9 protein-coding genes are annotated in these 14,408 nt (G+C 37.5%); 1 reads left to right on the forward strand and 8 read right to left on the reverse strand.

Translation table 11 applies throughout. The features are described 5' to 3' along the window. The 3 genes from EDF66_RS22080 to EDF66_RS22090 form a co-directional block, all read right to left on the reverse strand. Complete coding sequence (locus EDF66_RS22080; protein ID WP_132845113.1) at positions 1-2,976, reverse strand: LamG-like jellyroll fold domain-containing protein; 2,976 nt, start codon at positions 2,974-2,976, stop codon at positions 1-3. Between the two features lie 274 nt (positions 2,977-3,250). Continuing rightward, positions 3,251-5,041, reverse strand: a complete 1,791-nt coding sequence (locus EDF66_RS22085; protein WP_132845114.1) for a RagB/SusD family nutrient uptake outer membrane protein — start codon at positions 5,039-5,041, stop codon at positions 3,251-3,253. A 12-nt stretch (positions 5,042-5,053) separates the two neighbouring features. Beyond that, positions 5,054-8,254, reverse strand: coding sequence for a SusC/RagA family TonB-linked outer membrane protein (locus EDF66_RS22090; RefSeq protein WP_132845116.1), 3,201 nt, complete (start codon positions 8,252-8,254; stop codon positions 5,054-5,056). Positions 8,255-8,672: 418 nt separating this feature from the next. Between EDF66_RS22090 and EDF66_RS22095 the strand changes: the two genes are divergently transcribed. After that, a complete protein-coding gene (locus tag EDF66_RS22095; RefSeq protein ID WP_132845118.1) occupies positions 8,673-9,554 on the forward strand; it encodes an AraC family transcriptional regulator in 882 nt (293 codons plus the stop codon). On the opposite strand, the gene EDF66_RS22100 is transcribed toward EDF66_RS22095, so the two are convergent. From EDF66_RS22100 to EDF66_RS22120, 5 genes are all read right to left on the reverse strand, one after another. Beyond that, positions 9,551-9,982, reverse strand: coding sequence for an L-rhamnose mutarotase (locus EDF66_RS22100; protein WP_165902491.1), 432 nt, complete (start codon positions 9,980-9,982; stop codon positions 9,551-9,553). The genes EDF66_RS22095 and EDF66_RS22100 overlap by 4 nt on opposite strands. 7 nt (positions 9,983-9,989) lie before the next feature. Next, positions 9,990-11,543, reverse strand: a complete 1,554-nt coding sequence (locus EDF66_RS22105; protein WP_165902492.1) for an SLC5 family protein — start codon at positions 11,541-11,543, stop codon at positions 9,990-9,992. 21 nt (positions 11,544-11,564) lie between these two features. Beyond that, the gene (locus tag EDF66_RS22110) at positions 11,565-12,737 is read right to left on the reverse strand and encodes an enolase C-terminal domain-like protein (protein WP_132845124.1); all 1,173 of its coding nucleotides are present in this window, start codon (positions 12,735-12,737) and stop codon (positions 11,565-11,567) included. Positions 12,738-12,740: 3 nt separating this feature from the next. Next, a complete protein-coding gene (locus EDF66_RS22115) occupies positions 12,741-13,631 on the reverse strand; it encodes an aldo/keto reductase (RefSeq protein WP_132845126.1) in 891 nt (296 codons plus the stop codon). A gap of 137 nt (positions 13,632-13,768) precedes the next feature. Next, on the reverse strand, positions 13,769-14,296 hold the full coding sequence (locus EDF66_RS22120; RefSeq protein WP_132845127.1) for an RNA polymerase sigma-70 factor: 528 nt from the start codon (positions 14,294-14,296) through the stop codon (positions 13,769-13,771). Between the last annotated feature and the right edge of the window lie 112 nt (positions 14,297-14,408).

Genomic DNA, 14,408 nt, shown 5'->3' on the forward strand with positions numbered 1-14,408 from the left:
TTATTTCTTTTGTGCATCTTCAATAACATACCAAGCTGTACCACCCGGTTTAACCTCTACGGTCATCTCAATATCTGCTTTATCATCCAAAGCTTTTGCCGTCGTGATACCTTCTTCATTGGTAAACATGGCCTCTCCTTTAATACCAGTATAATACAGCGGAAGTCTTACCTCCTTCTTGATCGTTTTATCCGTTGGGTTAAAGAAAATCACCATACCCTTTTCATTAATAAACGGATTTACATGTAGCATGCAGTCGAGGTCACGACCATTTGGGCGGCTTACATGAATAATTTCTGAAGTTAATATTTCGCGGTGCTTTTTGAACCACTTAATCTTCTGTGATACCATTGCTTTAGTTTCGGGAGTATCATACAGTCTATTGCCCCTAATTGTTAATTGACTGCCGCTTGCTAGAAATTGCATCAATTGACGTTCATAGCGATCCAGATTTTGAGCTAGCGGTTCGAGTCCAATTTTTGGATCGTTGGAATAGAATCCGACCAATTGTAAACTGATCCAGCCCATAGTTGGTAGTTTATGCCATGTACCGTCATAAATATACTGTCTTCCTAAGAGCATTTGTTGATCAGGAGTCAGATTCGCACTCGCTTCCCGATACCCCATACCTGTTGCTGATTGACCATTTAAAAAATACCAATCCGGTATCGGTACATACATATTTCGACGTTGCAATTCATGTATTACCTGCACCTGACTTTTCCACTGTTCCCATTGAGAATCGTAAAGACCATGATGATGTGGATGCACTGTAGAAGCACAAGGATCGCCATGATAAGGACCATCCATGTTGTAGGTCATTAAGCCTGTTTTATCAAAAAACTCCCACATCTTCTTATAGTAGGTATCTTTCCAAGTACTGGCAATACAAACACTTTGTCCAAAAAGACTTCCCGGTTTTCCCGTAACGGGATGAACACAATCTACTTCCGCACCACGACCTCTGGAGGCTACCTGTAATTCATAACCGCCCATTACAATTCCCTTATTTTTCGCGTATGAGGCAATATCTTTCCATAAGGCTACATATTTATCATCCAGATTATCATGACTGATCCCTGGCCATGCCTGAATATCCAATCTTTCCATACCCAACTCCTCCATCTGATCGATAAAGTTTTTAAGCGTTTTTTCATCATGAGATGTGATACCGCCAGTAAGTAAGGATTCCGTTGTTTGAGGCGCCAATTTTTTATACATACGACGATGTGCCAGACTTTTCCTTTCTCGGTCGTCTGCGTCTTGTAGCAATTCAAATGTCAGGTAGGATTTGAATGATTCTTTATTCGAAATATCCACATCGGGTCCCATCGGTAAATAGCTGACTAAAAGATTACGATGTGGAAAATCTAAAAAGCCATCCTCTGCTTGATTGTGTGTAGCCCAGGTATTATACTCTTGATCCACGACCCATTTCGTTGTGGATTCCCCAGCTTGATAAGCTTCAATTTTATCCCCTTGATAGTGCATCAGCGCACTACCTTTTAAGTTCGCATTGACCAATGCAAAAGAAAAGTCACTTTCGACATGAATACGATTAATTTGATCTTGGTTTACGGCCAGAACTTCTGTTTCAATTTCATTCAACCGAATCAAATTATCACTATTATTCAAAACTTCAACCCATTTGGTGATAACAGGAAGTCCCTGATAAATCTCATAGTTTACCTTTATTTCGATATTTTTGACCATGTTCATTCGCTCGGTAGGTTTGAAAGTCAAAATCAAACGAAGTCCTTTAACTGGCCAATCAGTAGCTACAGCATTGTATTTTTGTTGCCATGGATAACGTTCCATTGGAGCAGCTGTTTCAATGGAGACTAATTCAAAAGCTTGATCATCCGTTTCCATTTCAGGCAACCAGCTTTCCATCAGATAAGACTTTTCAGGTTGCCCCTTGAGCCCACCCACCTCATACCAGATACTATCGAGCATAACTCTCGCTTCCGGTTTTACTGCTCGGACATATTCTGCCTGATTGGATAAATTCTTGTAACCTATACATGCTAAGTTATCAGCTACATAAAACGTACGCGACACTAAACCATTATTCAATTGAAATTGAGCAGTTTTATTATCTCTATTTTCTTTTATATATAAATTTGTAGCATGCTTTACTGGAGAAATCAACCAGTCTATTCCGTAGCTCTTATTTTCAAATTCACTAACCACACTCTTACCTAGACCAGGCTTTTGAATATTTTTCATTAATGCCAATCTAGAGAGATCTCTGCTTCTATCCCGTTCTTTTTTCTTTTTATAATTGATTAAAAAATCAGATTCTTCATCGAACCCCTGTTTCTCAAAAGTACTCCATCTTACTTCATAGACTTCTCCCATAAAAGCTTGTTTTCCTTCATTAGAAATTGCAATTGAAAAATGAGGAGCTATTGTTTTAGTCGCATTAAAGCTTCCTGTTTTTTTTCCATTCATCCAAAGTTCACCAACTCCATTCCGTAATGTGGCCGCTAGATGAATCCATTGACCTTTGACTGCATTCCCAATACTTGTCGTGCCTTTATCTGCTGAAATAAACACCCAGCTTTTCCCACGTTGCGCAAAACCATAACCTTCTTTTGTCGTACCGTTCAAAGCGACAATATTTATTTCACCAGATTGTGAATCTATTTCCTTTGCTTTTACCCAGACTTCAAAAACAAAATTTTCTGTAGCTACTCCTATTCCAGATGACATACTATAACCATCAGTTTTACCATTAAATAAAATGGCTCCCTCACCCTGCTGTGCTTTTTCTGCAGGTGCATCAGCATAAAACAAGGGCCTATCTATTCGTGTCAACGTAAAATTCCCTTGCGTTGATTTCACCTTTTCAGGCCCAATTGCATAGGTTACATTTCCTACTTTCCCAAAATTAAAATGCCCTACAGGCTTCACCTTTGCCTGTAAGGCATGATGAAGGATAATAAAAAATAAAAGTATCTGTATTCTTTTCATAATCAACTGCTAACAACCCATTAGATTAACATTGGGATTTTTATTACTGGTTAAAATCAAGAAATAAAGCGCTGGTTTTCCTCTAAAAACTTCATCTCAAAAGATTCAACTGTAAACTTCACTATATTCTATCTTGATTACCACCAATAATTTGATCTATTATAATGTTATTTTGCACTTATGCTTATGATCAAAACTAATGATGGCTTCTCATGAAACAAAACGGCGACTTATTTTGTGAATAAGTCGCCATTTTATCTTAGTTAAAAAAATCTTAAAGTAGAGGATCAAATGTTCCTCCCCATTCTTTGTTTTGTTCTATTTTAGAATTCCGATTCAGTACATCCTTATGGACCGGATAAAACCAATGGTTTAAATCCAATTTAAATTGATATTGTTTATCACCATCTAGGCATTCGACAAATTCAAAACGGAACAACTTGCGTACCGATGGATCATACATATCTTTAGCCCAATCAAAATTTTTCAAATCTTGTTCATTTTTAATTACAGCATTAAGTCCAGAACGAAATTTAATAGTATTCAACAAATCATATCTTTTCCATCGACGAATATCAGTCCAACGTTTACCTTCATAAGCAAATTCAATGAATCTTTCGTCCATATAGGCTTTGCGGATGCCAGCTTGATCAGTAGCTGTAATACCATAATTTCCTGTTCCCAGCTCAATTCCCGCTCGCTTACGTATGTCATATAGTACCTGTAATGCCTCATCACTTTTTCCAACCTCATTGGCACATTCACCATAGTTCATGAGCACTTCTGCAAAGCGGATTTCAACCCAATCTGTCTGTGCATCATATACTGTAGGTATGGTCAATGCCTTATCAATACCTTTGAGTTGAAAGTATCCGGAAGCACTACCACCTACTCCCTTACCTAACTGATCAAATATTAGGGTGGTATACTTAAAGCCAGATTCTGCTTTCGGATCGGCCACTTTACGCCAGGCATTCCAATATTTCATCCCTCCTGACAGAACATCGCTTGCTGGATAAGCTGTACCCGGAGAAAAAACGGTAGCATAGAAGCGGGGATCTCGATCCACATAAAAATCGGTCATAAACTGTTCGTTATAGGCTGGATCATTTTTCAAACGATTTTCATCCAAGACAAGTTTTGATCCATTCTTTTTAGGATAAGCCATTAATAGGGGTAAAATAGCTTGATTAAAATTGGCATTATCTTTAGTTAATGGCTCAGGACGAATATTCTTTTGATCCAATCTATGATCAGGATAGTAATACTGATTGACCATAATTACTTCATTATTACGTTCGCTATACCAGATATCTTCAAATTTGCCATTAAACAATCCTTTTCCTACTGTCTTTAAAAAATCAACAGCCACTTTATTTGCTAAATAAGCTTGGTCCCATCGTACCTTATCATTAGAAGGATTGAATAGCGGGCTTGCATACTGCAACAATAGACGTCCCTTAAAAGCCATTGCAACTCCTTTATCAATTTTCCCATAATCTGCACCTGTCCAAGTATCAGGTAATACGGCGATTGCTTCATCCAAATCCTTTAATATTTGAGCAACGCATTCTGAGGTAGTATTGCGAGAGACAAACAAGGAAGGCACATTTGTAATATCTTGAACATCCAAAATAAGTGGTACGCCTCCTGTTGCCCATACCTTACCCCAATAATCCCAGGCTCTCCAAAATTTAGCTTGACCAATCATCGTTTTCTTTTCTGAATCGGACAATACCGTCACTGTCTCCAATTGTTTTAAAAAGAAATTAATACGATCTATATTTGCATAATCCCACTTTTGACCTTGATTATCGACGTCGATCAATCCCCTAGCCAAGTTTCCCATATCTGTAGGACCATTCATACCTTCATCCGTTCCATTAGCAGCTATTGGCCACTCTGGCAACATCCTTCCATAAATATCTGTCATAAAAGCATTTATCATCACTTTATCAGACCATACATTTTCTGGACTAATTGTAGCCGTATTTTCATAATCTAAACTACAGCTGCTTAACAGCAATGCAAAAGCAGTACTATATATAATATTTTTAAGTTTCATATCGTCTTAGGTTTAGAATTTAACATCGATACCAAAATTGTAAGACCTTAACACTGGAAATGCATTCCCATTACCGATCTCAGGATCATAATATTTATTGAATTTGCTCAACACAAATAGATTCGTACCTGTAGCAAATAAGCGTACATTCTCAAATACTTTATTGTAAAATGCACCATTCTTCGGCAGATTATAACTCAGTGTCAAATATTTCATTCGCATGAAACTAGCGTCTTTCAACCAGTACTCGCTATTCGTTTGGTATGTTTTTGCATTATTGGCTCCGATACGCTTTGGCAAAGTTGCATTTGGATTTTCTGAAGTCCAGCTATCATCATACCATTGATCCCACATTCGGTTCCACTCGACTCCACCTGCTAGATCTGACATCCATTTCTTTTCCCCTAAACGTCCAGATAACATCGTTTCCAAATGAAACCCTTTCCAACTTATTCCTAGATTCAGACCAAATATGACAGGGAAATTTTTTGACCGGAGCATAATCCGGTCCCAATCGTTTATAATTCCGTCAGGAACACCATCAGGTCCGTTTAAATCTTTATAGACCATCATTCCTAATTCAGGCGATAATCCATTATGTTTATATTTAGGATTGGCTTGATTAAAAGCATCTAATTGTTCCTGAGTACGGATAATCTGATCGAACGCCCAACCCGTGATATTGCTTCTAGATTTACCGACAGGAATATCAATCCATTGCGCATTCTCTGCATAATCCTGTTTAATTACTTTATTCCATCCGTAAGACATGGTTAAGTTTGCAAAATAACTTACTTTTTCATTTCCATCACGAAAGCCTAGTTGCAAATCCATTCCTTGTGCATCAATCTCGCCATAATTTTCAGCAGGCATTGATAAACTATAAGTTGACGGTAGTGTATTTTGACGGTTTCCTAAAATATCATAAGAATTACGGAACCAGTAATCCGCAGATAAATTCCATTTTTTCAAAAAATTCATATCCACACCAAAATTGTAACTCAGTGCTTTCTCCCAAGTTAGATTTGGATTAACTACGCTTCCATAAGTTAACCCTACTGATCGCGATGGGCTAGTACCAAAATATGCTGAACTACCCGATTGATACGATTGTTGCCATTGCCAACCTCCTACAGCATCGTTACCAGTTAAGCCTACGGATCCACGCAATTTTAAGGTCTGAACGATGGACTTATTAAAGAAGTTTTCTTCAGAAATCACCCAACCAGCAGATCCAGCGGGAAAAAAGCCCCAACGTTGTTCATGTGCAAAATTCATAGAACCGTCTTCACGAAAAGAAAAGTTAAACAAATACTTATCAGCGTAAGTATAATTAAACTGACCTATATACGACATTCGTCCACTCACCCAATCCGTATCTCCATCTCCCCACGTGTCTGCCCTAGCACCACTCGCTGCCCAAAATTGATCCGTTCTATAAACTGGAAAGGTTTCGCGTCCCCCCGTTACACCAGAACCAGCACCTTCATACCATTCAGTAACTAAGGCTGCAGCTACGCGATGTTTTTCATTAAAAACATTTGCATAGTTCAATTGCATATTAAACTGTTTGTCATCGCTCCAAGTTGATTTACGCTCAATAAAATCTTTACCTACCCATGTTGATCTCCGCACACCTGTAATATCATTATCATCGGTAGACACAATACGATTATTCGTTCCGCTTCTCTTCATCACCATCATATCGTAATTTGTAAAGAAGCGATTTCTCATATTATTAGCCCAACTTCTGCTATACATCGCTTTTGCACTCAGACCTTTTAAAAAAGGAGCTTTATAAGTACCGCTCAAAATCAATTGTGGCTTCAAATGGTTTTCCTTATCGTAACCACTAGCACCTGCAACACGAGCCCCAACATTACCGATCCATCCATAATCTATAAACTGACCATTATTGGTATAAACGGGTTGATCGGGTTGCCAGATCCTCAATTTACCATAAGTATCAGCAGGATCGGCATTATCAGCAATGCGTCCTGTCATGTCATTGTACAACGCAAATCCCGTGAAAATTTCTAAATCTTTCGTAATATCAGCTGTCACATTCATTCTCACATTATACTTATCGTAAGTCATCGGTTCTAAAAATCCCTTTTGCTTTACGTAAGACCCTGCCCCAAAATAACGCACCCTTTCACTTCCACCATTAACACTTAAATTATTGGTTTGCGTTGTTGGATTTTGCCAGACATCCGCCAACTGATCGTAGCCCCATCCATTATTGATATTTTTATAATGGTCCAATTCTTCCTGTGACCATGCCCAACCAGCAGGATCTGCTGATCCATTGATGCGCGAATACAATTCCCCCGCTTGTACTGCGCTGGTTAGACCCATATTTTTAGTACGTGTATCGATACTATATCCCGTCGAAAAATTAAAAGTCGGTTTACCTAAACTTCCCTTTTTTGTCGTCACTAAAATAACACCGCCAGCAGACCTAGAACCATATATAGCTGCTGAGGCGGCATCTTTCAAAACGGTAATATCATCAATCTCGTTAGGGCTTAAATTGTTAAAATCTCCTGCACCTCTCACCACACCATCAATCACGTAAGTTACGTTTTGATCATTAAGAGATGATCCTGTTCTAATACTGATACTTGGTTGCGATCCAGGAATCGCATTTACAGTACTAACATTTACACCAGGCAGTTTTCCAATCAATAAATTTCCCGCTGATGTTGTAGGAATTGTATTTAATGTTTCATCGACTTTCATTGTAGAAACCGCTCCTGTCAATAATGATTTCTTTTGAGAAGTATAGCCAATAACTACAACCTCATCTAAATCACTGATTCCCACTTTCATTGTGATATCATGAACACTTTTACCCTGAACTGCACGCTCAAGAGTCTCATATCCGATGTAGGTGTAAACTAAAGAACTTGAAGAAGAAACTCTTATTTGATATTTACCGTCTTCTTGTGTTTTCTGTTGGTTTCGTTTCCCTTTTTCAGCTACAGTAACTCCTTTCAAAGGATTTCCATTTACATCAACGATTCTACCGGAAACAATTATTTCTTGTTGATTATTTTTCTGATTTTCAAGCTCAATTTGACCAGTATTTAAAGTAACAAATTCTGTTGCTGCATGGGTTGCGTTATTGATTGCAGCCAGCGCACATAATAGTGTTAGATTCTTTGTCTTCTTGCCAAAATTTAGAATGTGGATTAATTTGACATTTTTCATAATTTAGTATATTCTTGATTAGTTAATTAGGAAATTAATGGGCAATGAAGGAGTCGCATTCCTTCATTGTTTTTTTCATTCGTCTATATTCTTATCCATAGGCAATTATATTTTTCATTAGATTATTTATACGTAAAGAATTGCATAGACTTTAGTTTACGCCTGTCTTCCAATAGTATAATTCATAATTTGGTTTTGATATGCTAACCTGTGGTCACAGATTGTTTATCGGAATAAATCTCAATATTATATAAAGGGATAACCACCAATAATTTGCTATTTTATAATGTTATTTTTGCGCTCAACTATATTTAAGCAGAACAACTTTATTTAGTTGCATTTTTTATATATCTTTAGGTGCACTAAAAAATAACCCGTTATAATATCTGCTCTTCTACCAGAACTTATTACTAACATTATGCAACACATCTACGAAAATTTCACCTTTCCGCCAGATCAGTCATTTACGATCCGTGCAGAAGAATTGGAAATCAAGAAATATACTTCCTTAAAATCGCATGTGAATTTTGAGATAGCCTTATTGGAAAACTGCACTGGAAAGCGTTTTATAGGTGATCATATTGAAGATTTTAAGGGAGACGAACTCGTACTTCTGGGAAGTTATTTACCTCACTGTTGGCAATATTACAATACGATAAACAGCAAGCGTCCTGCTGATGCTATTATTGTACATTTCTATCCCGATTTCCTCGGAAAAGATCTATTGACAAAACCTGAAGCAGTACACTTGAATCAACTTTTCGAAAATGCATCAAAAGGTGTATTGTTCACCGGTACAATTGTGGTTGATGCTAAGGAAATATTATACCAAATGTTGACTGCCACTGGACTTACACGCGCAGTTCTAATGTTACAACTGTTGGACAAATTGGCTTTATCGTCTACATGTAAAACGCTATCATCACCCTCATTTCATATTATCGAAACTTCGACTGAGGCCAATCGAATTAATCGTGTATTCGACTATATATTTAAGCATTTTAAAGAAGATATTTCTCTTCAGGATGTGGCTTCTGTCGTACCGATGTCCACCTCTGCTTTTTGTCGATTTTTCAAAATGCAGACTAACCGGACATTAGTTGATTTCATCAAGGAAATACGTATCGGGCATGCTGCCAAATTATTAATGGAAGGAAATTACAACATCACGGAAACCTGCTACAAAAGTGGCTATAATAATATTTCCAACTTCAACAAGCATTTTAAAGATGTAAAGGGAAGTTCACCTCGAGATTTTGCCAAGAAATACAAAATTACCGCCGAGATTGAAACACTTTAATTGTTAAATTCATAGAAGGGCAAAGCCTCTACCCACTTTTCCCCTTCTTCTGTTCCATTGACACCTTTTTGATAGGTATTCATTAACTTATTCCATGAAGCGCATTTGGGATTATGGGCTTCAGCTACTTTCCCCATTTCATCTAGATCAGCACCCACAGGTACAGATATCGCCATTACAATGAGATCTTTAAAATGATAAAGTGTGATCCGCTTATAGCCTGCTTTCTTAAATCCAGCCTCAACTTCAGGCCATACCTGCTTATGATAAGTTAAATATTCCTGTAGCTTTTCATCATTATCAACCGTATTCACAACAAAAACTTTCTCTTCAAATGTTGTAGAACCCTGATTATTTTCAGGTTGCTTGCACATGACAAATAAGATAGAACTGCATAATAAAACAAAACTTATCCCAAAATTTTTCATAACCATATCAATTAAAATAAATATATATCGCCATCATGACCGTTGCAAGAGCAGCCCATGTCCACCAAATAGAACTAGAACTGCCCATTTTATCTTTAACGTCCAATAATGTAGGGACCTCCGTCTTAACTTCAGACTTTGTTAATAAAGTTACAGCAACAATAACGACACTCAATGCTACAAAAATATAAAAAGAAAGCATTAAAAAATGAGGCCAATATCCTTCATAAGGATAATTAAGTACATGACAAGCACCTAGCACCAAGCAAATGAATCCTCCACCGTAGAGTACGATTTCAGCCGCTTTACCATTAATACGCTTCCAAAAGATGCCCCATAGAAAGACCACTGCTAGCGGTGGCGAAAGAATGGACACTAATCCTTGCGTTAGATCGAAAAATCCCTTACCTGAATACGAAAATAAAAGTGCAATACCTACCCCAACAATTGCTGCGACCACCGTAACCCATTTGCCCATCCTGACCTGCTGTTCCCTATTAAGCACCTTAAATTGCTGAACAACATCCAACGTAAAAACAGTACAGAATGAATTAAGACTTGATGATACAGTATCGACCAGCGAAGCAATCAATGCGGCAATACTTAAACCCAGAAGACCATGAGGCATCAGTTCTTTGATCATTGTGATATAAGCATTATCAGGCGCTGTATCTCGAAACAAAACATAACACATGATACCCGGCAGGATAAATATAATCGGCATAATCACTTTTAGGGTTCCAATAAAGATAGCACCGTACTGGCCTTCTTTCAAATCTCTAGCCGCCAACACTTTCTGAACAATGGTCTGATCGGCACACCAATAGTAAATTGCGACGACAGGATAACCTAATAAAATTCCTACCCAAGAATATGCGGCATTGGATGCTGGCAAAAAAAGTTTCCAATAAGATTCTGGCGTTTGACTGACTAATGCATCAACACTGCCAATTTTTTGAAACCCTAAAAAGGTAAGTATAACAGAAGAGATGATAATGATAACAGATTGAAATACACCTGTCCGAACCACTGCTTTCAACCCTCCAATTGCCGTAAAGCTTGTTGCAATCACCGCGATCACAGCGATCGCAGTAAATAACGAAATACCGAATATTCCAGATATGAGCAAACCTCCTGCATAAAGCGCACTTCCTAACCACACCACCAGAATAGAAATCAAACTATATACAATTAAAAAATTATAGGATCGCTTACCGAAACGTATCAGTAAAAATTGAGGGATTGTAGTGATCTTCGTTTTCAAATAATAAGGAAGAAAAACCATCGCGAGCAACATGAGAAATACCCAGGCCAATAATTCAAAATTACTGGCAACAATACCATGCGTAAAACCTATACTTGCAAAACCGATCAACATCATAGGGCCAGCATTAGCACCAAAAATAGAAAAACCGATCTGCCACCATTTCAGTGTGCGTCCACCCAAAAATATATCCTGCTGATTCTTTTCCTTTTTATTAAAACGAAATCCAACATATAATAAGATTAACGCGTATAATCCTAAAACTAAATAATCAATATAATTGAATGATAAGCTCACAATATGGTTGTTTTTATTTTATTACATCGTTACTAATGGGTTGTAATTCGAGACTTGATGCTTTTCCCATACCTGTTCCCGTATTACTTTATTTTCTTTATAACAATAATCCCAATCTATACGTACTGGTAACCCCTCACATTCAGGCAAATGAAACTGTCCATTGCTTAAAGTAGGGCTTATCAAAAAATACTTTTCTAATCCATACATCAGCGAATAGAGGTATTCGATCATTCCATTATCATCGGCAGTAGTCATTAGGAAGGTCGAATATAAAGAATAACCGCCAGAAGAAAGCTGTAAATTGCGTGTTTTACATAAATCTCGTACTTCCATCCATTCTTTCATACCCCCAAATTGTGTCGGTACCGGTTGCAGGTGGCCAACTCCACAATTAGCCAGCATAGGAAAAATTTTTGAAGTCCTTTCCGATTCTCCATAAGCGACAGTCAATGAGGTTTGCTTACAAAGCTCTTCGATCTGATCGTATGCGGCAGAATGGATCGGTTCTTCTATCCAGCACAGAGATTGCTCGCCGATAGCGTCAATAAATTTAAACACATCCTTACACGACCAGATCTGATTGGCATCCACTGCCACCTTCATCCTATTGTTCACCAGACGTTGAACATGTTTTACGCGCTCAATATCTTCACTGATATTTGTTCCAAAATCTTTCCCGATTTTCATCTTGTAGCAATCCACTCCAGCTTCCATAAACACACGCACCTCATCCTCCAACTGTTGCAGCGTATAATTCGTTCCGCCACCACTACCATATATTTTGACCGTATTTCGAGTGCCACCAATATAGCGGTACAGGGGAATATTTTTACGTCTAGAAGCTAGATCGTACAAGGCCATATCGACCTGCCCCAATAAGGCTGAAGCCGCACCTTTAAATCCTTCATTTCGAATAGACCAATATAATTTTGGAAAAAACTCTTTGTATGGAACACCTTTACAGTGAAACAAAATTGGAAATAAGCAAGTCTCTAAAATATTCGTGTAGCTATTATATACCGGAGCCTCTCCAATATAGCCATCCTCATCTTCTATTCTGATAATGGATAAGCCAAAAGACGGGAAGGGACCCATTGTTGCATCCTGAAAGGGCGTGACGTTAGCCACTGGTTCTAAAACTCTAATGCTAATTTTTTGAACATTAAAAATTTCATCATCAATTTCATTCATTTATTATTTTTTAAAGGTTTGAAGGATTTCATTATAAATAGCTGCAGGCAAAATACCGGCTTCAATCGCATGGAGCGAACTCTTAAGTTGCTCATGATCTGCGGCCCCCAGCACCATTTTAAATGAAGCAGGGATTGTACAGATAAAGCGTAATGCCAATACATCTAAGGGAATATGATATCGTTTCGCTATTGCATCGATCTTCTGGGCTTGTTCTATACTCTTCATATCGAGCCAACTTGGCGGGAAGTTTAAAAATTCTTGAAAGTTACATCCTAATAGTCCCATATTTAGTGGGCTAGCCGCATAATAGTGTTTATGGGTATTTTCACAACTTCGTATAGTTGTACGAAGCGCATCAATGCAACAAGCGTTAAGCCTATTATATTCCATGATAACATCAAATACATCATCTTCAAGGTATGGCGCAAATGCGACAGGTAAATTACCCCCAACACCTATTTTCTTTGCAAAGCCATTTTGTTTAAAGTATCGCATTCGCGAAACAACATTTTCGATTTTTTCAGTAGGAATTGCCGCTGGATCATGTAAAAAAAGTACATCAATAGTCGAAATACCTAACGTTTTTAAACTATTTTCCACACTTCTTTTCATCCCATCTGCAGAATAATCATATGATGCCTGATCGGCCTTATAACTTTTTAGCCGTCCCACTTTAGTGCTAATCTTAGGTAATTCACCTTCCCATTGTACAAGTGCTTTGCCTACAAATTCTTCAGCATCTCCATATGCCGGAGCAGTATCTATTGCACTTATACCATGCGACATGGCATACTCAATTGTAGTGATCGATTCCTCTGCCTTTACATTTCCCCATACACCACCTAAACCAGCAGTTCCCAATATTATTTTATCTATTCCCAGATTGTACATGTTATACTTCCAAATTTCAAAAAAACATAAACGAACCAATCTACAGATTTAAAATACTTCTGTATAAAATTTCCTTTAAAATAAGGAAGTATCTATTATTAATTACTTCATGTTATGTATACTAAAAAACTACACTATTAAACGACCAAATAGTCTCTTAAGCTGACGGACAATGTTTTCAAGGCTTTGGTTATATGATATTCTACTCCTTTAACCGTAATCCCCAATTGGTCCGCTATTTCTTTACCGCTAAGCTCTTGATGGCGACTCAACACAAAGACCTCCTTAGTTTTTAAAGGTAAATATGCGATGGTTTCCAAAGTAATTTCTGCAATTTCTTTAGCGAGGAAAATCTCATTATCCATTCGTTGTAAAGCTTCTACCTGCAATTCTTTCCGATCCCAGTCATCAAGAGATTCCACCACTCTGACGCGTATTTTTTGATGTTTAAGATAATCCAAAGACTTATTTCTAACAACTTTAAAAAGAAAACTTTTTGGAGACAAGATCTCTTCAACTTGCATGCGTTCCCACATCACCACTAATGACTCTGACGCAATATCCTCAGCAACTTCGCACACATGCACATAAGATCTTGCAAACAAAAAAGACCTGGTATAATATTCTTTAAATAATTGATTAAAATTCTGTGTTTGCGTCTCCATTATTATATACGTATACCGAATAAAAGGCTAGAACTTCATCTGTAAGATTAGTTTTGGTAATTCAAAAAATATGATGAATGAGTTCAAGTACTTTTGGATTTAGATATTATAA

The sequence above is a fragment of the Sphingobacterium sp. JUb20 genome, from assembly GCF_004342035.1.
Taxonomy (GTDB): domain Bacteria; phylum Bacteroidota; class Bacteroidia; order Sphingobacteriales; family Sphingobacteriaceae; genus Sphingobacterium; species Sphingobacterium anhuiense.